The following is a 21133-nucleotide window of genomic DNA, read 5'->3' as shown; positions in this document are numbered from 1 at the left end:
CCTTCATTCCTCGTGGCGGCCATCTCACCCGAAAAAGGGGGGCCGCCTTCCAGGCCGCAGGATCGGTCCTGGGCCCGGCCAAGGGCAAGCGATTTGAAGGGCTATTTCGCGGCGATCGAGATGGTGACCGTGTCCTGGTACTGACCGGCCACGGCCTGGTTGTTACCCGGCAGGCTGACGGCCAGGGTGCCCTGGCGGGCCTGTCCCGAACCGGACCGGTCCGTGGTCAGCGACCCGTTCTTGGCGGCGGCCGTGTTGTCGTAGGTCAGGTTGTAGGCCACGGCGCCCGATCCGGTGGCGCTGCTCTTCAGCGTGCCGCTGTTGGCCGAGGCGACCGAGACGGTATAGCCGCTGCCGGCGTTGCACTGCTCCGTCACCGATCCCACGGTCACGGCGTTCTGGCCGTTGACCAGATCCAGCGTGGCGTTGCTGTCGGTGACCGCGACGGTGCACACGGTGGGCACGGTCGCGCCGATGTGGATGGTGCCGCTGGTGCCGGCCGCCCAGGCGGCGGAGGCCAGGGCCAGGGTGGCGGCGACGGTCAGGGCCAAACAAACACCATGCGCGGGGGCATGGGGCATATCGGGCAGATGCTGGGACATTTTAGTCTCCAAGGACACCGGCAGGGCCGGCGCCATCTGTCGTTCATGATGGGCCACCGCCTTCTGCGGCACCCTGTCCTGGATCAATTGGGCGATCCTGGACGCTGGTCCAGAGCTTACGTCAGTTCGCCGTCACCGTCATCAACAGATAGTCGGTGTAGGTGCCGGCGATGACCTTGGTGACGTCGCCGATGACGACGATGAAGGTGTGCCGGTCCAGGCTGGAATAGCTGTAATAGGTCAGGGTAGTGCCGCTGGACGGTACGCCCCGGCCGTCCACGGTCATGCTGTAGGGGATCGAGGTGCCGGCGCTGCCGTTCACCAATCGGCCGCCGTTCTGCGACTGGATGGAGACGCTGTAGCCGGTGTTGCCCGACACCTCCAGGTCGAAGCTGCGGCTGGCGCCGGTGGTCAGCTCCCCGAAATCCACGTTGGCGGCCGATGCGCCCAGGTTGGTGCGCACGCCGCCGACATTGACGGTGGCGGAGACGGAGGTGCGCACGGTCGCCCGCACCTGGACGATGGCGCTATCCATGACGGCAACGATGTTGCCCGAGCTGTTCAGCTGGTACAGCGTCACCGTCACCTGATCGAAATAGTAATTGGATCCCACCAACTGGCCGGCGGGGACGGAGGCGTAGAAGCCGGTGGTGACCGTCTGGGTGCCCCGGCCGTTGTTGACCGAGCCGGTGATCAGGTTGCTGACGTTGCCGGTGCCATAGTCGCCCACCCGCTGGGTCAGCGCCGCGTCTTTGTACAGGTCATAGCTCAGCCAATTGCCGCTGAGGCCCAGCATGCGCCGCGTGCTGCCCCACAGGCCGCTGTCGATGCCGATGCCGAAGGTGCAGTTGCTGCCGGCGATGTACTGCACCGTCACCGTGTTGTAGGTCGGGGGCTGCAGGGCCGCGAACGGGTCGTAGCTGGTGACCGGCGTCACCTGCGACAGGCCGCTCAGCTGGGCGAAGCACGTCTGCAGCGCGCGGGCCGGGGTGGCGGGCAGGGCCATCAGCAGGCTCAGCGCCAGCAGGGCCCATAAATGGACGCCCAGGAACCGGGCGGCAAAGGGCGGGCGAAGGCGGGTCGGCTGGTCCATGGCATCCAAAATAGCGGCTTCCCAGGCCGAGCGCACCCGGCCAAGGGAATGGGCCCGGCGGCGGAGGCCGTCGGGCGGTGCCGCGTCATCAAGCAAGAAACGTTCCGGCCCGGCATGCTTCGCGGCTTGGCGGCCCAACCCTATCCCCATGATCCTCATGGTCCGCTGCTCGTCGACGCCGGCTTGGTGGGCGACAGGTTGATGGTCTGGCCGGGCAGCGCCTCCAGCTTCAGTGTGCCCAGCGGGAACATGCCCTCGGCCTCGGCCGGCACGGTCACAGGGATGGGCTTGTGCGGCACGCCCGTCAGCTGCATCTGCCATTCGCCGGGGCGCACGCCCTCTACCCGGAAGCGGCCCTTGCGGTTGGTGAAGAACTGCACCTCCTGCCCGGCCTTGGGGTCCTTGGCGTTGGCGGCCTTCACGCCCTTGCCATCGGTGCGGTGCAGGATGCCGGCCGCCAGCGGCACGGGCCGCCCTTCCGGGTCCAGCAGCACGCCATCCAGCGACACGGTGGCGTCGGTGCCGATGGGCACCAGGGTGCCGGTGTGATTGCCGGGGACGATGGCCGGGCGGTCGTTGCCGATGTCGTAGCCCATGGGCGCGTCCGGCACGTCCAGCAGCAGCGGCCGCACCAGGTAGGCGGAGATGTTGGGCACCACCGGCGGGCCCAGCCAGTCGCTGGATGACAGGTAGTGGCCGGTGACGGGATCGACGCCGATCTCCTCATCCGCGATGCGCGGGTGGGGGACCACCAGGGCGAAGCTGTTGGTCACAGGCCGGGTGACGCCGACATGGCCATCGGCGAAGACCAGGCCGGTGGCGAAGTTCAGGGTGGTGCGCTCGTCATTCTGCAGCGGTCCGTCCAGGGTGGACAGGCGCTGGCTGTAGTCATGGCGGACGGAGGCTTCGAACCGGTCCATGGTGTACCCGACGGAGCCGCTGGCCTGGTAGGTGCCGGTGGTATTGGTCGCGTCCACGCCCAGGTTCCAGGAATTCGTGGGCCAGGGATCCTGGTAGCGCCAGTCCAGCTCCCGCTGGCGGCTCAGCGTGTCCATGGTGAAGCCGGCGGATTGCACGCCGTCGCCGAAGGTGTAGCGGAAGGCGAGGTAGGCGCTGTTGTCCGCCTCGCGCGTCACGGTGTTGCGCGCCCGGCTGAAGGTCAGCTCCAGCGTGGCGTGGCGCCCGAAGCGGCGGCGGAAGCCCAGGTCGACTGAATAGCCGTCAATCTGGTTGTCGTCGCGCACCAGCTGGTAGCGGCCGCTGAGCGTGGCGGTCAGATCCTCGTCCAGCGGCTGGCCATAGCGGGCGGACAGGTCGTAGGACACGGTGTTGCGCGGGTCCAGGGTGCCCAGGCTGGCATAGCCGCCGGACCGCCAGCTGCCCTGCGCCGTCAGGGTGCGCTGCTGGTAGAATTGCTCGTCATTCGTATAGTCGCGGTAGGTCAGGTCCACCGACGCCCCGCGCGACGCGCCCAGGCTGGCGCCGGGGTTGATGCCGATGGTGCCCAGGCCGGTGACGAACAGCACCTCCGTGCCTATGACCTGCTGGCTTTTGTCCGCCTGCAGGCTGGCGCCCAGGGTCAGGTCGTCGGTGATGCCCTGGCGGTGATAGGCGGAGAAGGTGGGGCGGCTGCGGTCGTAGATCAGGCGGTCGGTGCCGGTGGTGTAGGGGATGCCCACCGTGTAGTTGAACTCCGACACCCCCTCGGCCAGCAGCTCGGAATCGAAGAAGAAGGGGAAGTCGATGGTGCGCGTCTGGCCATAGGCGTCGGTGATGCGCACCTGCACGTCGTTGGTGCCGGACGTGCCGGGGAAGTCGGACAGGTTCACGGGCCCGGCATCTTCACGGAAGACGCGGGTGGGGCGGCCGTTCACCAGCACCTCCACCGTCGATGGCGAATCCAGGATGAAGTCGCGGCTACCCGTGGGCTGGATGGCGCGATAGGGCTGCAGGGTGTAGTTGCGGGCGATGGACAGGCCGGTCAGGGGCCGGTTGGTCTGGATGCCGGTGATGGAATAGTCCAGGTCGCCGGCCTGCAGGCGCACGGCGTCCTCGGGAAAGTCGCGGATCAGCCGGGTGGTGCCGCGCATGAAATGATGGCTGTACTGTTCCTGGTACTGCCCCTCCCATTCGAAGGACCAGCCGTCGATGTTGCCGCCGCCATCCAGCCCGATGTTCAGGGGCTGGCGGTAGTTGCCACTGTCGGTGGCGGGTTGGGCCAGGAAGACCTGGGCGGTGCGCAGGTTGATGTAGGCGGCGGCGTCCGCCGGTTCCAGCACCTGGTAGCCGCTGGCGGCGTTGGCGCGGTTCACCACCGTCAGGTTGCGCACGGCGCGCAGCTGCGGCGGCACCTTGACCGACAGGGTCAGCTCCTTGGGGTCCACCGTGATGGAAATGGCGGCGGCGCTGGGGCCGCTCCTGGGGCCGCCGGCCGGGCCGCCCAGGCTCAGCGCGCTCAGCTTGGCATAACCGTCGGGGCCCGCCTGGGCCACCAGGTCGCTCAGCACCTTGGCCTGGACGAAATCGCGCAGCAGCAGGGCCAGGCGGTTCAGGTCCACCTGGGTTTCGGCGGGGTCGGGCGCCACCTTGGCCGGCACCTGGCCGACCTCGCGCCCCTCCACCTTCACCGGCAGGTCCAGGGTGGTGGGCTTCTCCGCCTTCTTCTTCTTGCCGAAGGTCTTTTCGAACAGCGCTTCGGTGTTCTGGTTGGCCGGCGGGGCCGTCTGGGCCCGCGCTGCCCCAGGCAAAACCAGAGCCGATCCGGCCAGGGCTGCCAACAGGGCGCAAACAAGCGCGCCCCGGCGCAGTCGGCCGGGGCGGTCAAGGGGAAAGGCGCCGCCAGTCAAGCGGTTACCGGTATTCAGGCGCGACAGGCGCAACGCCGTCCTCGTCTCAGGGTACTCGGGGGAAGGTCAGGGCACCGACAGGGTCACCGTGGCGGGGCCCTGGGGCAGATCCGCCGGCCAGGGGATATGGAAACGGCGGGTGACCCCGGCAAGGACGTTTTCACCGACCATGCCCGTCAGCTGCTCCTTGCGCAGGGTGACGGTCTTGCCATTCACCTGGGCGGTCACCTCCAGGTCGCGCATGACCTGACGCGAGGTGCCGTCGTTGCGCACCACCACTTCCATGACCGTGCCGGTGGCCGGTGCCGTGGCAGGCTTGGGCCCGGCCGACACCACGGTCAGCTTGGGCTTGGCCCCTTCCGGCACGACGTAGAGCGAGGCGACGTACTTCACCAGCAACTTCACCTGGCCGCCTTGCACGGGCGTACCGCCCAGGTCGATGGGCAGCTGTTCGGCCACCAGGCGAAAGGGCAGTTCCTTGGCCGGCTTGGGATCGCCCGACCATTGCACGCGGATGGACTGGTTCTCGCCGGGCTGCAGGATGATCTGCTCGGGCACGATGGCGAAGCTGTCCTCCGCGTCGGTCAGGACATCCTGGCCGTCCTGGTCCATGCCGCGCGCCATGACCTTGACGTCAATGGCCACGGGGTCCTTGCCGTCATTCTCCACCCGGAAGATCTGGGTGGCGCCGCGCCCGCTGGGCTCCATGTCCATCTCTATGGGGATCAGGCGGAACGAGGCCAGCGCGCCGGTGGACAGCAGCCCTGTGAACAGCATCAGGGCGCCCGCCAGGGTCGTGGCCAGGATCCGCGTGAAGCGGGAGAAACGGAACCGGTGAAGTGCCGACATGGATGATCGCCCGACTCTTGTAGCGTTTTAGTACAGCGCGTGTGAATGCGGCCGCAGGTGTTAAATAACGGTATATGGGTCTACTTGAACGCCGCCCCCCGGCGTTTGCGGCCCCACCATACCCAGATGCGGGCGGCGTTGCATCCGCTTCCGTGACACGTTTGCGCGAATTCCGAAAGTGTCGCGATTGGAGGCCGTCTAAATCTGGTCTCCGCCTGCGCCCTGGGGTAGACCAGGACATCGCCTATCAACAACAGACCGGTTTCATCATGGCCACCCTGTTCGTCGCGCGCAGCGCCAACCTGTCGAAATGGGCGTCCGACGTCGGCCTGCCCAAGAACATCTTCAAGGTGAGCGTGGTCGAGGGCGGCGCCGATGCCGTGGCCGCGGCGCTGGCCGCCGGCTGGGCGGCGGAAAAGGACTGGACCCTCGTGAAGAAGGTCGAGGTCGGCGACTGGACGGAGGAAGAGGCGCTGGAACGCCTGTCCGCCAAGGAAAAGCCCGTCGACCCCAACTACTACCCCCGCCTGAAGGGGGCTGCCGGCGTCTACAAGCTGACGCCCACCACGGTGGGCAACCACCTGATCGTGGCCCGCGCCATGGCTGGCAACGAAAGCCTGGACTTCAAGCTGAAGGTCGCCGACTACGCCAATTACCTGATCCAGTTTGCCCAGCCGCCGAAGGCGGCGAGTGAATAAGACGGCCGAAGGCGGCGGGTGAATAAGAGGGCCGAAGGCGGCGGGTGAATAACCTGCGCCTGGTAAGGGGCAGGCTTTTAAAGCGTACCGGCCCGGCGGGAAACCTGCCGGGCCGTTTGTTATCCGGCGGGGCTGATTGACGCCCGAATATTATCTGACTAAAGTCAGATATATGGACAACGATCAACTCTCCCGCGTGCGCCGCTTCAACCGGGCGGTCACCCACCGCATCGGTGTGCTGGACGGCAACTACCTGGGCAGCGGCCGCCCGCTGGGAGAGGCCCGCCTGCTGTTCGAGATCGGCCGTGACGGTACGACGGTGCGTGACCTGCGCACGCGCCTGGGCCTGGACTCGGGCTATATCAGCCGGATGCTGCGGGCCTTCGAGGCGGAGGGGCTGACGGCTTCCACGCCCGACGCGCGGGACGCGCGGGTACGGCGCGTGACCTTGACGCCCAAGGGCCGGCGGGAATGGGACCTGCTGGACCAGCGCTCATGGGACCGGGCGGCAGCACTGCTGGAGTCGCTGGGCCCGTCGCAGCGCCAACGCCTGCTGGACGCGATGGCGGAGGTGGAGCGGTTCCTGCGGGCGTCGGCGGTGATGATCGAGCCCGCCGACCCTTTCAGCGATGAGGTCCAGGCCTGCCTCCAGGCGTATTTCCAGGAGTTGGCGGCGCGGTTCGACACCGGCTTCGATCCGATGCGCAGCGCCCCGGCGGAGCCTGGCGAACTCGTGCCGCCCTCGGGCTGGTTCCTGCTCGCGCGGCTGGACGGCGCGGCCGTGGGCTGCGGGGCGCTTAAAATCAAAGGGGATGGCTACGGAGAAATCAAGCGCATGTGGGTGGCGCCGTCCGTTCGCGGCCTGGGTGTCGCCCAGCGGCTGCTGCGGGCGCTGGAGGATCGCGCGGTCGCCGCCGGCGTGGACATCCTGCAACTGGACACGAACGGTACCCTTACCGAGGCGCGCAAGCTCTACGCCCGCAATGGCTATGGCGAGATCCCGCCGTACAACGACAATCCCTACGCCCAGCACTGGTTCGAGAAGCGGGGACTGCAGTCCAACCGCTGACCCAGCCGGTCAGGACGCGGCGATCTTCTTCAGGGCATTCTCATAAGCCTCCGGCGGTTGGCCGCCGGAGATGAGGTAGCGGCCATTGACGATAACGGCGGGCACCGACTGGATGCCGCGTGACAGCCACAGCTGTTCCGCCTCGCGCACCTCGGCGGCATAGCGGTCTCCGGCCAGGAGAACGCGGGCCTCCTCCACATCCAGGCCGGCCTGGGCTACGGCTGCCAGCAGCACCCCAGTATCGGACGGATCCTGCCCCCGGGTGAAGTAGGCCTCGAACAGGGCCAGCTTCAGCGCCAGCTGGCGCTCGGACCCCTGGGTTTCGGCCCAGTGCAGCAGGCGGTGGGCGTCGAAGGTGTTATAAATGCGGCGCTTGCCGCCATTGGCGCCGGTGGCCGACATGGTGAAACCGACGGCCGCCGCGCGGGCGCGGATCATCTCCCGCGTCTGGGCCATCTGGTCGAGGGAGGAGCCGTACTTCTGGCTGATGTGCTCATCCAGGTCCTGGCCCGCCGCCCCCATCTGGGGGTTCAGCTCGAACGGCTGGAAGTGGATGTCGGCCTCAACCTCCCCCTCCAGCCGCGCCAGTGCTGTTTGCAGGCCCTTCAGCCCGATGACGCACCAGGGGCAGGAAACGTCGGAGACGAAGTCGATGCTGAGGCGCTTGGACATGGGACAGGCTTTCCGGCAGGCGGGGGCTGAGGCAGGCACCCTGCATCAGTCAGGGGCGCTATGCCGTGGTCCCCATCACAGCAACGGTATGAAGCGGAGACTCCCGCCGTTCAGGCCCAAGCGACAACCCTAATACACCAGTTCGTCGTCACCCTTGCCGGAGGCGATGACGATTTCGCCGCGGGCGGCCATGTCCTTGGCTAACTGCACCATGTACATCTGCGCCTCGTCCACGTCGCGCAGGCGCACCGGGCCCATGGCGGCCATGTCCTCGCGCATGATCTTGGCGGCCCGCTCGGACATGTTGGTGAAGAACAGGTCCTTCAGGGTTTCCGAGGCGCCCTTCAGCGCGGTGGCCAGCTTGGCCTTGTCGACGGAGCGCAGCAGCGACTGCACGCCCGATGGGTCCAGCTTGCCCAGATCCTCGAAGGTGAACATCAGGGCCCGGATGCGCTCCGCGCTGTCGCGGTTGCGTTCCTCAAGTGCTGCGATGAAGCGGCTTTCCGTGCTGCGGTCCAGGCTGTTGAAGATTTCCGCCATCATCTCGTGGGCGTCGCGGCGGTTGGTGCGCGCCAGGTTGGACATGAACTCGGTGCGCAGCGTGCGCTCGATGTCGTCCACCACCTCTTTCTGCACCGATTCCATGCGCAGCATGCGCATGATGACTTCCATGGCGAAGCTTTCGGGCAGCAGCTGCAGCACGCGGCCGGCGTGGTCGGCCTTGATCTTGGTCAGGATGACGGCGACGGTCTGCGGGTATTCGTTCTTCAGGTAGTTGGCCAGCACCTGCTCGTTCACGTTGGCCAGCTTGTCCCACATGGTGCGACCCGCGGGACCGCGGATCTCTTCCATGATGGTGTCGACCTTCTCCTTGGGCAGAACCTTCATCAGCAGGCGTTCGGTGCTGTCGAAGGTACCGACCAGGGAACCGGTGGAGCTGATCTGCTCCGCGAACTCGACGAACAGGCGCTCCACGATGTTGGAACTGACCGAGCCCAGGTTGGCCATGGTCTGGGACAGTTCCTTGATCTCGTCTTCCGCCATCAGGGCGAACAGGCGGCTGGCATGCTCCTCGCCCAGCGCCAGCATCAGCACGGCGGCCTTTTCCGGCCCCGTCAGACCCCGGTAATCTTCACGTACCCGGATCGCCATGTATCGTCGTCTCCTGTCCGGCGGGATGATGCCGCCGGATTGTTCCGGAAGGGCCGGGCTTTAGTCATGCCACGGTCCCTGAACCACTAGGGAAAGTACACCCGGCCCCGGCGGCAGGATAGAATTTTTGTCGCAAGCGGGTCCGGCCGGGACTCCCCCGTATAAGGGGTGTGGAACCGGGGCCTTCCAGGGCCGTTTCCTCGGCAATTCGGGAGTAGGACGATGACCAAGCGGTACGTGCAGATATGGGCGGTGATGGCTTTGGCCCTGGCGGGCTGCCAGTCCGCCCCGCCGGGCGCGGCCTCCAAGAACGGCCCCGCCGGGGGTGCCGTGGCCCAGGCGAACGAGGCGCCCGGCGCTCAGCCCATGGCGGCGCAGCCGGCCTGCTTCTTCACCCGTGACATCGATGGCTGGAACAGCATCGACCCCTACACGGTGCGCATCCGTGTGGGCGTCAACAAGCGCTATGACCTGAAGCTGTTCATGCCGCAGCCCGACCTGTCCACCCGCCTGCAACTGGCCATCGTGACCAAACCGGGCGGGTCGGATTGGGTCTGCTCCCCCATGGATATCGAGATCATCGGCGAGCCCCTGCACCTGCGCGTGCCGGTGCGGGAGATCATCGCCGTGCCGCCGGACCCGAAGGGCAAGGGCGGGGACCATGACAGGGATGGGGATGGTGCGGCCAAGGACGCGGCGCCCAAGGATGCCCCGAAGCCGGGAACGACCGGCGCCTGAGGCTGAAGACAGCGGGGCGCGGGCATAAGGCCCGGCCCCACGGGTCCCTGACCTTTACTCTTCGCTGTCGCCGTCGGCGGCCGCACCCGGTGCGGCGCGGCGGCGCGGGGGGAAGCGGTCGCCCCCGGCCGGACCGCCATGGCTGCGTGGCGGCGCCTCGGCCCGCTGGGCGGCGGCGCCGTCGATGGAACCGGTCCAGCCGGACGACCGCGGACGCGCGCTGCGCTCCTCGGCGGCGGCGATGGTGCCTTCCAGTTCGCGGATACGCTCCTTCAAGGGGGCGATCATCGGGCTGCTGCGATTGCGGGCCAGATATTGTTCCAGGTCGCCCTTCAGGCGCTGCAACTGATTGCGCAAGGTCGCCAGGTCCGTTTTCGGCTTGGCGGAGCGGAAAACCCGTTCCTCGTGTCTGGTCACACCCGTCCTCCATTCGCGCCGGCGTCAACTGTCGGCGGCTGGTCTGCCCCCCAGATATAGCAGCGACGGGCGTTTCATGAAACCCGGCGCGATGGGGGAGGGGTGACGCCGTTCTTATCGGGGTAGTCCCGCTCCTGGGACAGTGATCGCTACGGGGTGCCCAGACAGCGCGCCATCGCCTGCCTCAGCTGGGTGCTATCCAGGGGTTTGGGCACGATGGCGAAGCCCAGGCTCTCCGCCTCCGCCACGCGGTCGCCATAGCCGCTGACCAGCAGGATGGGCAGGCCGGGGTGCAGGTGGCGCACGGCCTGGGCCAGCTCCAGGCCGTTGCGCCCCCCGGGCAGCACGATGTCGCTCACCATCAGCGAGATGTCCGGCCGGTCGGCCAGCAGCGACTGGGCGGCGTCGGCCGTCGTTGCGGCCAGGACGCGGAAGCCCAATGCCTCCACCATGTCCCGCATGACCTTGGCCACCGTCGGATTGTCCTCCACCAGCAGGATCTGGCGCCCGTTGCCGGCGACATCAGGAACGCCGTTGGCCGCAACGCCGGTGGCCGGCACGGTGCCGGTCCCTGCGGCGGCGGCGTCCTCTTCTGCCCGGGGCAGGTACAGGGTGATGGTGGTGCCGGCCGCGGCGCTGTTCGGGGCGGCCGCGTTCAGGCTGTCGGCCAGGGCCGCGCCGCCGGACTGGCGGGCCAGGCCGTGCACCTGGGCCAGGCCCAGACCGGTGGACTTGCCGTCCCGCTTGGTGGTGAAGAACGGGTCGAAGACCCGGTCCAGGATATCCGGCGGGATGCCCGACCCCGTGTCGCACACCGTCAGGCGCACGAAGTCGCCCATCAGGCCGCCGGTGCGTTCGCTTTCGTGGCTGGCGGGATCGATGTGGACGTTGGCGGCCGCCAGGCGCAGCACGCCGCCCCGGGGCATGGCGTCGCGGGCGTTGACCGCCATGTTCAGCAGCGCCAGGTCGAACTCCGTCCTGTCCACGCGCAGGGGCCACAGGCTGGGCGGCAGCGCCGTTTCCAGGTGGATGTCGCCGCGCAGCGCCGGGCGCAGCAGATCGGCGATGTCATCGCCCATGTCCGACAGTTGCACCAGGTCCAGGTGCAGGCGGGGCCGGCGGCTGAAGGTGCGCAGATTGTGGGTCAGCCGTTCCCCCCAGGCGATCGCCTGCAGCATGGCGTCCAACACCTCGCGCTGGGGCTCGGTATGCGGGCGGCGGCACAGCACCTCCGCCCCGCTGCGCACGGTCATCAGCAGGTTGGCGAAGTCGTGGATGATGCCCCCCGTGATCTGGTCCAGCGCCTGCAGCCGCTGGGTGCGCAGCAGTGCGCCCTCCGCCTGTTCCCGCCGGGCCTCCGCCGCGCGCAGGGCGTGGGCCGCTTGCCGCTCCCGCCGGGCGCGGCGCATGGCCAGCAGCGTGGTGGCGCACAGCGCCCCCATGACCGGCAAGGCCAGCAGCGCCAGCCACCCCAGGCGCCGGTGCCATTGGCGGTCCAATTGGGCCCTGTCCACGCCCACCATCACCGTCAGCGGCGCGTTGGCGATCAGCCGGCAGGCCGTCAGCCGCTGCCGCCCCTCACTTGCGGCGCCCGCGTCCGGCGGATTGGCGTCCCGGGAACCGGCATCCGGGGTGCCGTTTGGGCCGGCAGCAGCACCGCCGGCGCGCCAGACGGCGTGAAGGCCGGGACAGGTGGGATCGATCCGCGCCCCATCCAACGCGAGCCGGCGGCCCGCCATGATCATGCCCTCGCGGTTGACCAGCAGGACGGTCGTGGCCGGGTCGTCCTGCGTCACCCGCCGGTAGAAATCGTCGAAATAGGCCAGCGACATGGAAACGGCGGCGATGCCGGCCAGGCTGCCGTCGGGGTGGCTCAGGCGGCGGGCCAGGCTGAAGACGCGCTGATCGCCCGAGGTCCCGCTGCTGGCCGCCAGGCTGTCGGACGGCGGGACCAGCATCTCCGTCTGGCCGGCACGCAACTGGCCATAGGCGGGGCTGTCGGTGATGTCGGGCCTGCCGGCGGCGGCGGAGTGGCGGCTGGCGGCCAGGGGCCGGCCCTGCGCATCCCACAGCCACAGCGCCTGGATTTGGGGAATGCCGGCGACCATGCCGGCCAGGGCGGCGCCCACCTGATCCGCGTCCCGGGGGCGGGCGAGGTCGAGATGGGTGGGGTCGAGGTCGCGCACCCGGTCCAGGATCAGCCGGTCGCTCTCGATCACCTTTTGGGCGTGTTCGTCCACCGCGGCGGCGATGCGCTCCACCCGGTCGCCGGCTTGTGCGACGATGTCCCTGCGGCTTTCCAACCCCGCCGCGGCCAGCAGGACCAGGGGGACCAGCACGGCGGCCAGTATCTGCAGGCGCAACGCTGCGATGGTGGAGGGCGCGCGCGGCGGCTCCGCCTCCGTCACCCGCGGCGCCCCGATGTCGGAATTGACCGTCACGACCGTCCTTGCGTCCCTCAGCCTACGCCAGGACCGATCATATGGTCTGGTTTACGCAATCTCCAATGGCGTTGCGGCCTATCCTTTTAGTTGAACTCAGGGTAGGCCGACAGGCTCGGTGGGGAAGGCCAGCTCGTGCCGGGCCCGCCACTCCGGCTTCACATAGTTGATGATGATGGTGCGGCGGATGCCCTGGAAGGGGCGTCGGGCAAAGCCGTGCCAGGTGTCGCCGCCGGGGATGAACACCAGCCCGGTATTGAAGCGGCCCGATGCCCGGCCGGCGTGGCCGCCCTCAGGCCCGTCCATGATGTCGGTGCCGAGGTTTTCCGCGTCCGGCCCGGTGCTGAGATACACCAGCATGGTGAACAGCTTGGCGCCGATGTCGGTGTGCGGCTCCAGCCAGAACCCCTCGCGGTCCAGGCAATATTCGATGCGCAGCGATGATCCGCCGAGGTCCACGCCGAACTGGCGCGCCAGGGTCGATACTGTCTCAGGCGCCTGGAAGGCGGCCGCCACGGCGCCGCACACCGGGTACAGCAGCTGGTTGTCGGTCGACAGGAAGGTGCGGGTGGAGTTGTGCGTCTCCCGCCGGCCCTGGGTGTCGTCGATCTCCGGCGCTGCGAAGGGCAGGGTGGCCAGTGCCTCCGCCACGGCGGCTGGGAAGACGCTGTTCAGATACCAGTGGCGGTAGGGATGGTCGTCCCGGTCCGCCGCGTCCAGGCAGGCACGCACATGCTGGCCGGTGGCGGTATCGAAGGCCTGCGGGTCAAAGGCCAGCGTGTCGGCCTGGGAGTCGCGAAGGTTGGGGGCGGGAAAGCTCATCACATCTCCCCCTTGCCGGAGAAGGCGTTGCCCAGGCGTTTCAGGCCGGCGGTGACGCCGTGGCGCAGGGTCTCGCGCCGGGCGGTGCCGGCATCGACCATCCAATTCAACATGATGTAGCGCCTCACGCCGTCGTGCGGCTTGTGGCCGTGGAAGGAATTGTCGGTGCGGCGGAACGCCACCAGCGTGCCGTCCAGGGGCAGCACCTCGGCCAGCATGTCCTCCATATTGTCCGCGCTGCGCAGCAGGCGCAGGCGGCCGCCGGGCGCCGTCCACGTGTCGTTCAGGTACAGCAGCGCCGTCAGGCGCTTGGTCACGCTGTCGGTGTGGATGCGCCCGTCCTTGGGCACGCAGCGGCTGCGCACCGTCACCATCAGGGCATCGGGGTCCAGGTCCAGGCCGAAGGTCTCGGCGAAGGCCTGCGTCGTCTCCGGTGCCGTCAAGGCGGCCAGCAGGCGGGTGAAGCCGTCCAGGTCGCCCCGCTCCAGCTCCGCCCGCGACGGGGCCGGCACCAGGCCGCCATGGGGGCTGTCGGGAAAGTCGTGGCGGGCGGTGACGGCCACGACGGGGGCGATGAAGCCGGTCATCACCAGGTGGGGAAACGGCTCCGTGGCCGGGCGCAGGGCGCGCAGGCCATCCAGGTTCAGGACACCATCCGTCCGATTGGCCGGCGGCACCGGGGCCACGGACGGGGCGGGGGAGGAAAGGGCGGGCATGGGGCGGAGACCTTGAGAGGGGCCAGCCGGGACGGACCCTCTGGCGATGCCCTCTTTTCCACCTGTCCCGCCGGCGGGGCGTTGATCCAGGTCAAGGTCATATCCCTCCGCATATGTCGCCGGCGTTAACCGAATCCACCAGACTCATCATGGAGAATGCCGTCAGCGAGGGGGCGCCTGTACGGGGTTCGCCCTTTGGGATTTTGGGAGTGATGGCGATGCGTTGGATTTCCGATCTGGCCTTGACCCGCAAGATGGCCATACCGCTGGGCATGCTGTTGATCGTGGTCTGCGGCCTCATCCTCTATGCCGGGGCGGCGATGACCGCGCTGAACCGCCAGGCGGACCAGCTGGTCGACGTGCTGGCCCTGCGCCGGCAGACGGTGATGCAGCTGGCCAACGCCATGAATGAGGGCACGATCGCCGAGAAGAACCTGCTGCTGGAGCGCAACGCCGAGGCCCGCGCCGGCTTCGACAAGCAGCGGCACGACTACTTCGCCCAGGCCGTGGACCTCGCCAACCTGCGCCTGGCCCAGGTGGACACGACCGCCGACCGCCAGCTGACGGAGGATATGGTCAAGGCGGTGAAGCGCCGGGCCGAAGTGTCGGACATCGTCGCGCCCATGGGCCTGCGCCAGGAACTGGACCAGGCCTACGACTTCTCGGCCAAGGAAGGCCGCACCGCCCGCAAGGCCGCCGCCGCCGCCATCGCCCTGCAGGTCAAGATGACGGATGGCGAGCTGGTGGCCGGCAAGGCGGCGGCGGCGGAGCAGGGTCGCCGTGCCATCATGCTGCTGGTGGTGGCAAGCGCCATCGGCCTGGGTGCCGCCGTCACCGTGCTGTGGCTGATCGTGCAGCGCCTGGTGGCGCGTCCGCTGGTGCGCATGGCGCACACCATGGAACGCCTGGCCGGCGGCGACCAGGACATCATCGTGGAGGGCACGGACCGCAAGGACGAGGTGGGCTCGCTGGCCCGCTCGCTGGAGGTGTTCAAACAGAACGCCCAGCGGGCGGAGATGCTGGCCCTGGAACAGGTAGCGGCGCAGGAACAGCGCATGCGCCGCACCCAGGTGGTGGAGCGGCTGATCATGGACTTCGACCATGCCGTCGCCGTCGTGCTGGACAATGTCTCGACCTCCGCCGACCGGCTGCACGGCGCCGCCGGCACCATGAACAGCATGGCCAACGAGACGCGGGAGCAGGCGACCGTGTCGTCCGCCGCGGCGGCGCAGACCTCGGCCAATGTGCAGACCGTGGCGGCGGCGACGGAGGAGATGACCAGCTCCATCGCCGAGATCGGGCGGCAGGTGGTGCGCTCGTCCCAGGTGGCGTCGCGCGCCGTGGATGACGCCCGCACCACCAACCAGACCATGCAGGGCCTGGCGGAGGCGGCGACCCGCATCGGCGCCGTGGTGCAGATGATCCAGGATATCGCGGGACAGACCAACCTGCTGGCGCTGAACGCCACCATCGAGGCGGCGCGGGCGGGTGAGGCCGGCAAGGGCTTCGCCGTGGTGGCGGGCGAGGTGAAAAGCCTGGCCAACCAGACGGCCAAGGCCACCGAGGAGATCTCCGGCCAGATCGCCGCCATCCAGACGGCCACGGGCGGGGCGGTGGACGCCATCCAGGCCATCGCCGCCACCATCGGCGACATCTCGGAAATCACCACCACCATCGCCTCGGCCGTGGAACAGCAGAACGCCACCACCACAGAGATCAGCCGCAGCGTCGCCCAGGCGGCGGTGGGCACGCGGGAGGTGACCAGCAGCGTGGTGCACGTCACCCGCGCCGCCGGCCAGGCGGGCGCCGCGGCCGGCGAGGTGCTGTCCGCCGCCGGCTCCCTCTCCGGCCAGGCCGCGACCCTGAAGCGCGAGATCGAGGCCTTCCTCACCGGCATCCGGGCGGCGTGACGTTCAATCGGGCCTGAAGCTGGGCGGGACTGTCGATGGGTGGTTCCATCCCGCCCGTCTGGCCTGTCCGTTTCGGCGGAGAGTCCGGATTCAAGCGGCAAGGGGTGTCCGCATCCGGACACTGTTCGCAAACGGACGGGGGGAATTCACGTTCAATCCATTGATAAATAAACGAATCCGGATCTGGCATACCCTTTGCCACTGGAAGCCCGCAGCGTCCGCCTTGTGATGGGACGCTGGCGGGGTGGCCCTTCCCGGCCCGCCCTGTCCGACTGAAAAGGAAGTGGGGTTATGATGGTCCGGAACGACATCCTGATGGATATGCAAGAGGTCGCTGACACCCGGTCGCTGATCGAGCGGGTGGAGGATGCGCTGCTGTCGGTCAATCCGGACCTGTGGCTAGTCAGCGCCCTGCTGGTCGTGGCCATCCGTTGCCTGGGGGCGCTGTGATGGGCGCGCCTGGCTCGCCCAGCGTGGAGGGTTCCGTTGGCGGTGTCCACATCGTCAAGGCGACGGGCGTGGGTGGCACCGGCGGCATGGGCATCGGCATGGACCGCCGGGTGGAGAAGCCCAAGGGCTGGAAGGGTTGGGTGCACCGCGCCCGCACCGACAGGCGCGCCTGGGCGGCGGGCGTGGCGCTGCTGGCGCTGACCGGCGGGGTGGTCGTCCTGACCCAGACCCAGGGCGGCCAGACCGTTCGTGTGGCGGAGTCCCGCCTGACCGTAGCCACCGTGTCCCAGGGCACGTTCGAGGATTTCATCCCCGTGCGCGGCGCGGTGGAGCCCCTGAACAGCGTCTACCTCGACAGCATCGAGGGCGGCCGGGTGGAGAAGAAGCTGGTGGAGGTGGGCCAGAAGGTGAAGGCCGGCCAGCCGCTGGTTGAGCTGTCCAACACCCAGCTGCAGCTGGACATCATCTCGCGTGAGGCGCAGGTGATGGAACAGATCAACCGCCTGCACGACACCGAGCTGCAGCTGGAAACCAACCGCATCAGCAACCAGCGTGAGCTGGCGGAGTGCGACTACAATGTGTCCTGGCTGTCCAAGGACCTGGAGCGCAAGACGGCGCTGATCAAGACGGGCGCGTCCTCGCAACGCGACATCGACATCATCCGCGACCAGATCAAATGGTATGAGCGCCGGCGCGACCTGACGCTGGAGACCATGCGCACCACCGACAAGATGCGCGCCAGCCAGTACACCGAGATGCAGGACAGCACCCGCCGGCTGGAGGAGAACCTGGCCATGGCGCGCAAGAACCTGGACAGCCTGGTGGTGCGGGCGCCGGTGGACGGCCAGATCACCGTGCTGGATGTGGAGATCGGCCAGACCAAGCAGAAGGGGGAGCGCCTGGGCCGCATCGACCGCGACGACGGCTTCAAGGTCCAGGCCCAGATGGACGAGTTCTACCTGTCGCGCCTGGAACTGGGCCAGACGGCGGAGGCCGCCATCGGCGCCGGGGAGTACAAGCTGAAGGTCGCCAAGATTTATCCGCAGGTCCGCGACGGCCAGTTCCAGGTGGACCTGGAATTCTTGGGAGCCGCGCCGCAGGATATCCGCAGCGGCCAGACCCTGCAGATGCGCCTGAAGCTGGGCGCGGCCACCACCGCGCTGTTGATCCCTAACGGCGGCTTCTACCAGGATACGGGCGGCGACTGGATCTTCGTGGTACAGCCGGGTGGCGCCTATGCCGAGAAGCGGCGCGTGCACCTGGGCCGGCGCAACGCCCAGATGATCGAGGTGCGCGACGGCCTGGCGGCGGGCGACCGGGTCATTGTCTCCTCCTACGGAGACCTGGCGCGCATGGACCGTATCGAACTGAATTGATCCGCTTTCGAAACGATCATTGAATTTGTTGTCATAAGACGGGGATGGCAAGGATGCTGAAGCTAGTCGACCTGACCAAGGTCTACCGCACGGAAGAGGTGGAGACCACGGCCCTGAACCAGGTGAACATCCACATCAAGCAGGGCGAGTTCGTGGCCATCATGGGCCCGTCCGGCTGCGGCAAGTCCTCGCTGCTGAACATCGTGGGCATGCTGGACAACCCCAGCAGCGGCCAATACTGGTTCGGGGATGAGGATGTGGCGGGTTATGGCGAGCGCAAGCTGGCCGACATCCGCAAGAAGAACATCGGCTTCATCTTCCAGAGCTTCAACCTGATCGACGAGCTGACGGTGTTCGAGAACGTGGAGCTGGCGCTGCTGTACCACGACATCCCGGCGCGCGAGCGGAAGGAGCGGGTGAAGGAGGCCTTGGCCAAGGTCAACATCGCCCACCGTGAAAGCCACTTGCCGCAGCAGCTGTCGGGCGGCCAGCAGCAGCGCGTGGCCATCGCCCGCGCCGTCGTCTCGCGCCCCCGCATGCTGCTGGCGGACGAGCCCACGGGCAACCTGGACAGCGCCAATGGCGAAGAGGTCATGAACATGCTGACCGAGCTGAACGGCGAGGGCACGACCATCGTCATGGTCACCCACTCCATGCCCCATGCCCAGTACGCCCGGCGCATCATCAACCTGTTCGACGGCCAAGTGGTGGCGGAAAACCTGCGCGCCGCCTGACGCTCCGCTTCCGTCCCGCCCGTTCCTGCCGCCGCCCTTCGCCGCAAAGGGGGAATGCCGCCCCATGCTCGCCAATTACCTGACCGTGGCGCTGCGCACGCTGATCAAGCACAGGCTCTATTCCGCCATCACGGTGGCGGGGTTGGCGCTGGGCCTGGCGGCGGCCATCCTGATTGGCCTGTTCGTCCGTAACGAACTGACCTATGACCGCGACGTCACCGACGCAGACCGCATCCAGCAGGTGCTGGTCACCGCCACCCTGCCCGGCCGCGCGTCGGAGGATGGGGCGTCGCTGCCCATGCCCGTGGGGCCCGCGCTGAAGCAGGCTTTCCCCCGGCAGGTGGCCGAGATGGCCCGCATCCTGCCCCAGACATCCAGCCTCAAGCGGGATGAAACGCTGTTCAGCGAACAGGTGGCCGTGGCCGACACCAGCTTCTTCCGACTGTTCGACTGGCCCTTCCTGGCCGGCGACCGCGCCACGGCGTTGGACGACCCCAATTCCGTGGTGCTGACGCGCAAGACCGCCGCCAAGTATTTCGGCGACGCCGACGCGCTGGGCCGGACTCTGCTGGTGGACGGGCATCCGCTGCGGGTGACGGGCGTCATGCGCGACCTGCCGGCCAACACCCAGTTCGCCTTCGCCCTGCTCCTGCCCATGGGCAGCCAGGCCAACCAGACCCCGGACTACCTGAGGGACCACTGGGGAGGGCTGATTACCCTGACCTTCCTGAAGCTGAAGCCGGAGGTCGACCCGCAGGCCGGCGCCGACGCCATCCAGGCCGGCCTTCCCGCCTTTGGTGCCGCCATCCCGCCCATCCGCACCAACACGGGTGAGGTTCATCTGGGCGACATGTTCAAGTTCTACCTGGTGCCGTTGGCCGATGCCCACCTGCATCCCGTGCGCAACGCCATGGTGGAGGGCACCAGCCCCCTGGAGGTCGGCATCTTCACCGCCGTCGCCGTGCTGGTGCTGGCCATCGCCTGCATCAACTTCATGAACCTGGCAACGGCGCGGGCCTCCTTGCGGGCGCGCGAGGTGGCGCTGCGCAAGGTGGTGGGTGCCAGCCGTGGCCAGATCATGGTGCAGTTCCTGGGCGAATCCATCCTGCTGACGGGCCTGGCGCTGATCCTGGCGGTGGCGCTGGTGGAGGTGCTGCTGCCGTCCTTCGCCGCCTTCCTGGGCAAGCCGTCGCTGGCTTTCAATTATCTGCGCGATGCGCGCGTGCTGGGCTGCCTGGCGGCCCTGGTGCTGCTGGTGGGGGGCGCCGGCGGTCTCTATCCCGCAATCTTCCTGTCGGCCTTCCAGCCGGGGCCCGTGCTGAAGGGCAACAGCGGCGGCAGCGGGGCGGGCGGGCGCCTGCGCGTGGTTCTGGTGGTTCTGCAGTTCGCCATTTCCATCAGCCTGATGGTGGCGACGGGTGTGGTCTACGGCCAGCTGGCTTACGCCCAGGGCCGGGCGCTGGGCTTCAACAAGGAAAACATCGTTGTCCTCACCGATCTGTACGGGCCCGAGCTGCAGCAGAAGGCGGAAACCCTGCGCGACGCCCTGCGCCAGGACCCGCGCATCGCCGCGGCGGCCCTGGCCGAGTCCTATCCCGGCAGCGGCACGGAGAACAACACGGGCGTGAACCATCCAGGTGCGCCGGCTGACGACGGGGCGGTGGTATTGCGCCGCGACGCCGTGGACCCGGACTATTTCGTCACCCTCGACGTTCGGCTGGTGGCCGGCCGCGTCTTCGATCGTGACCATCCAGCCGACACCATTCCTCCAGCCGACCCGGCCAATCCGCAGAAGCTGCGCCATGGCGGTGTGGTCCTGAACCAGTCGGCCGTGCGGCGCCTGGGCTACGCCTCGCCCGAAGCGGCTCTGGGCCAGCCGCTGATGCTGCCCGGCAAGGAGGGTGAGGCGGGGGTGGAGATCACGGTGGTGGGCGTGGTGGAAGACTTCCACCAGGGCAGCGTCCACACCGCCGTGGCGCCGCAGATGTTCCTGGTGACGCCCAAGAACTACAGCCAGCTGTTGATCCGGGTGAAGGCGGGGGAGATGCCCGGAGCCTTGGACCTGATCGACCGCAGCTGGCGCCAGCTGGTGCCGGACCGGCCGGTGCCGCGCGTCTTCCTGGATGCCCAGCTGCAAAGCGTCTATGAGCGCGAGACCAAGACCGGCCAGCTGTTCGCCGCCTTCTCGGGGCTGGCCATCGTCATCGCCGCCCTGGGCCTGTTCGGCCTCGCCTCCTTCACCGCCGAGCGGCGGACCAAGGAGATCGGCCTGCGCAAGGTGCTGGGCGCCGGCGTCACCGACATCGTGCGCCTGCTGGTCTGGCAGTTCTCCAAGCCCGTGCTGGTGGCCAACGTCATCGCCTGGCCCGTCGCGTGGGTCGCCATGCGCCACTGGCTGGACGGCTTCGCCGACCGCGTTTCCCTTAATCCCCTGCTGTTCGTGGCGTCCGGCCTATCGGCCTTGTTGGTCGCCTGGGCCACGGTGGGGCTGCACGCCGCCCGGGTGGCGGCCACCAAACCCGTCGTCGCCTTGCGCTATGAATAAGGA

18 protein-coding genes are annotated in these 21133 nt (G+C 68.2%); 8 read left to right on the top strand and 10 right to left on the bottom strand.

The features are described from left to right. Window positions 1-101: 101 nt before the first annotated feature. The 4 genes from FBZ88_RS15400 to FBZ88_RS15385 all read right to left on the bottom strand — a co-directional run bounded on the left by FBZ88_RS15400 (window position 102) and on the right by FBZ88_RS15385 (window position 5390). Window positions 102-602, bottom strand: coding sequence for a spore coat protein U domain-containing protein (locus FBZ88_RS15400; protein WP_211102675.1), 501 nt, complete (start codon window positions 600-602; stop codon window positions 102-104). Between the two features lie 121 nt (window positions 603-723). Next, the gene (locus FBZ88_RS15395; protein ID WP_186464420.1) at window positions 724-1695 is read right to left on the bottom strand and encodes a spore coat protein U domain-containing protein; all 972 of its coding nucleotides are present in this window, start codon (window positions 1693-1695) and stop codon (window positions 724-726) included. 155 nt (window positions 1696-1850) lie between these two features. Continuing rightward, window positions 1851-4442, bottom strand: coding sequence for a fimbria/pilus outer membrane usher protein (locus FBZ88_RS15390; protein ID WP_246138672.1), 2592 nt, complete (start codon window positions 4440-4442; stop codon window positions 1851-1853). 165 nt (window positions 4443-4607) lie between these two features. Then, window positions 4608-5390 (bottom strand): fimbrial biogenesis chaperone, encoded by a 783-nt coding sequence (locus FBZ88_RS15385; RefSeq protein ID WP_145618078.1) that lies wholly within the window; start codon window positions 5388-5390, stop codon window positions 4608-4610. Between the two features lie 269 nt (window positions 5391-5659). On the opposite strand from FBZ88_RS15385, the gene FBZ88_RS15380 reads away from it, so the two are divergent. Continuing rightward, complete coding sequence (locus tag FBZ88_RS15380) at window positions 5660-6088, top strand: hypothetical protein (protein ID WP_145618077.1); 429 nt, start codon at window positions 5660-5662, stop codon at window positions 6086-6088. 172 nt (window positions 6089-6260) lie between these two features. Then, window positions 6261-7157 carry a bifunctional helix-turn-helix transcriptional regulator/GNAT family N-acetyltransferase gene (locus FBZ88_RS15375; RefSeq protein ID WP_145618076.1) on the top strand — a complete coding sequence of 299 codons (897 nt, stop codon included), beginning with the start codon at window positions 6261-6263 and terminating at the stop codon, window positions 7155-7157. Between the two features lie 9 nt (window positions 7158-7166). On the opposite strand, the gene FBZ88_RS15370 is transcribed toward FBZ88_RS15375, so the two are convergent. Further along, on the bottom strand, window positions 7167-7829 hold the full coding sequence (locus tag FBZ88_RS15370; protein WP_145618075.1) for a DsbA family oxidoreductase: 663 nt from the start codon (window positions 7827-7829) through the stop codon (window positions 7167-7169). A 129-nt stretch (window positions 7830-7958) separates the two neighbouring features. After that, on the bottom strand, window positions 7959-8981 hold the full coding sequence (gene fliG / locus FBZ88_RS15365; protein WP_004271656.1) for a flagellar motor switch protein FliG: 1023 nt from the start codon (window positions 8979-8981) through the stop codon (window positions 7959-7961). A gap of 222 nt (window positions 8982-9203) precedes the next feature. On the opposite strand from fliG, the gene FBZ88_RS15360 reads away from it, so the two are divergent. Further along, window positions 9204-9719 carry a DUF6491 family protein gene (locus FBZ88_RS15360; protein WP_145618074.1) on the top strand — a complete coding sequence of 172 codons (516 nt, stop codon included), beginning with the start codon at window positions 9204-9206 and terminating at the stop codon, window positions 9717-9719. 54 nt (window positions 9720-9773) lie between these two features. Here the strand turns inward: FBZ88_RS15360 and FBZ88_RS15355 are convergent, their stop codons facing one another. From FBZ88_RS15355 to FBZ88_RS15340, 4 genes are all read right to left on the bottom strand, one after another. After that, window positions 9774-10136, bottom strand: a complete 363-nt coding sequence (locus FBZ88_RS15355) for a hypothetical protein (protein ID WP_145618073.1) — start codon at window positions 10134-10136, stop codon at window positions 9774-9776. Window positions 10137-10285: 149 nt separating this feature from the next. After that, the gene (locus tag FBZ88_RS15350; RefSeq protein WP_145618071.1) at window positions 10286-12577 is read right to left on the bottom strand and encodes an ATP-binding protein; all 2292 of its coding nucleotides are present in this window, start codon (window positions 12575-12577) and stop codon (window positions 10286-10288) included. A 96-nt stretch (window positions 12578-12673) separates the two neighbouring features. Continuing rightward, window positions 12674-13399 carry a 2OG-Fe(II) oxygenase gene (locus FBZ88_RS15345; RefSeq protein ID WP_326486749.1) on the bottom strand — a complete coding sequence of 242 codons (726 nt, stop codon included), beginning with the start codon at window positions 13397-13399 and terminating at the stop codon, window positions 12674-12676. Then, complete coding sequence (locus FBZ88_RS15340; protein ID WP_145618070.1) at window positions 13399-14115, bottom strand: 2OG-Fe(II) oxygenase; 717 nt, start codon at window positions 14113-14115, stop codon at window positions 13399-13401. The genes FBZ88_RS15345 and FBZ88_RS15340 overlap by 1 nt, the downstream gene beginning before the upstream one ends. 218 nt (window positions 14116-14333) lie before the next feature. Between FBZ88_RS15340 and FBZ88_RS15335 the strand changes: the two genes are divergently transcribed. The 5 genes from FBZ88_RS15335 to FBZ88_RS15320 all read left to right on the top strand — a co-directional run bounded on the left by FBZ88_RS15335 (window position 14334) and on the right by FBZ88_RS15320 (window position 21130). After that, window positions 14334-16025 (top strand): methyl-accepting chemotaxis protein, encoded by a 1692-nt coding sequence (locus tag FBZ88_RS15335; protein WP_145618069.1) that lies wholly within the window; start codon window positions 14334-14336, stop codon window positions 16023-16025. Window positions 16026-16316: 291 nt separating this feature from the next. Beyond that, window positions 16317-16475, top strand: coding sequence for a hypothetical protein (locus tag FBZ88_RS30280; protein ID WP_157999591.1), 159 nt, complete (start codon window positions 16317-16319; stop codon window positions 16473-16475). Continuing rightward, window positions 16475-17851 carry an efflux RND transporter periplasmic adaptor subunit gene (locus FBZ88_RS15330; protein WP_145618068.1) on the top strand — a complete coding sequence of 459 codons (1377 nt, stop codon included), beginning with the start codon at window positions 16475-16477 and terminating at the stop codon, window positions 17849-17851. Before FBZ88_RS30280 ends, FBZ88_RS15330 begins: the two co-directional genes overlap by 1 nt. A 53-nt stretch (window positions 17852-17904) precedes the next feature. Further along, entirely contained in the window at window positions 17905-18585 is a 681-nt protein-coding gene (locus FBZ88_RS15325; protein ID WP_199902739.1) for an ABC transporter ATP-binding protein, read from the top strand. Between the two features lie 64 nt (window positions 18586-18649). Continuing rightward, window positions 18650-21130: an ABC transporter permease gene (locus tag FBZ88_RS15320; RefSeq protein ID WP_186464419.1), complete on the top strand. Its 2481-nt coding sequence runs from the start codon at window positions 18650-18652 to the stop codon at window positions 21128-21130. The last annotated feature ends 3 nt before the right edge of the window (window positions 21131-21133 follow it).

It is taken from the genome of Nitrospirillum bahiense (genome assembly GCF_007828025.1).
GTDB lineage: Bacteria > Pseudomonadota > Alphaproteobacteria > Azospirillales > Azospirillaceae > Nitrospirillum > Nitrospirillum amazonense.
Note: the sequence above shows the minus strand (reverse complement) of the source record. Positions and strands in the feature narration are given on the sequence as shown.

Coding starts and splice junctions, on each gene's coding strand:
- FBZ88_RS15400 (WP_211102675.1), bottom strand. CDS start 602: ATGTCCCAGCATCTGCCCGATATGCCCCATGCCCCCGCGCATGGTGTT.
- FBZ88_RS15395 (WP_186464420.1), bottom strand. CDS start 1,695: ATGGACCAGCCGACCCGCCTTCGCCCGCCCTTTGCCGCCCGGTTCCTG.
- FBZ88_RS15385 (WP_145618078.1), bottom strand. CDS start 5,390: ATGTCGGCACTTCACCGGTTCCGTTTCTCCCGCTTCACGCGGATCCTG.
- FBZ88_RS15380 (WP_145618077.1), top strand. CDS start 5,660: ATGGCCACCCTGTTCGTCGCGCGCAGCGCCAACCTGTCGAAATGGGCG.
- FBZ88_RS15375 (WP_145618076.1), top strand. CDS start 6,261: ATGGACAACGATCAACTCTCCCGCGTGCGCCGCTTCAACCGGGCGGTC.
- FBZ88_RS15370 (WP_145618075.1), bottom strand. CDS start 7,829: ATGTCCAAGCGCCTCAGCATCGACTTCGTCTCCGACGTTTCCTGCCCC.
- fliG (WP_004271656.1), bottom strand. CDS start 8,981: ATGGCGATCCGGGTACGTGAAGATTACCGGGGTCTGACGGGGCCGGAA.
- FBZ88_RS15360 (WP_145618074.1), top strand. CDS start 9,204: ATGACCAAGCGGTACGTGCAGATATGGGCGGTGATGGCTTTGGCCCTG.
- FBZ88_RS15345 (WP_326486749.1), bottom strand. CDS start 13,399: ATGAGCTTTCCCGCCCCCAACCTTCGCGACTCCCAGGCCGACACGCTG.
- FBZ88_RS15340 (WP_145618070.1), bottom strand. CDS start 14,115: ATGCCCGCCCTTTCCTCCCCCGCCCCGTCCGTGGCCCCGGTGCCGCCG.
- FBZ88_RS15335 (WP_145618069.1), top strand. CDS start 14,334: ATGCGTTGGATTTCCGATCTGGCCTTGACCCGCAAGATGGCCATACCG.
- FBZ88_RS30280 (WP_157999591.1), top strand. CDS start 16,317: ATGATGGTCCGGAACGACATCCTGATGGATATGCAAGAGGTCGCTGAC.
- FBZ88_RS15330 (WP_145618068.1), top strand. CDS start 16,475: ATGGGCGCGCCTGGCTCGCCCAGCGTGGAGGGTTCCGTTGGCGGTGTC.
- FBZ88_RS15325 (WP_199902739.1), top strand. CDS start 17,905: ATGCTGAAGCTAGTCGACCTGACCAAGGTCTACCGCACGGAAGAGGTG.
- FBZ88_RS15320 (WP_186464419.1), top strand. CDS start 18,650: ATGCTCGCCAATTACCTGACCGTGGCGCTGCGCACGCTGATCAAGCAC.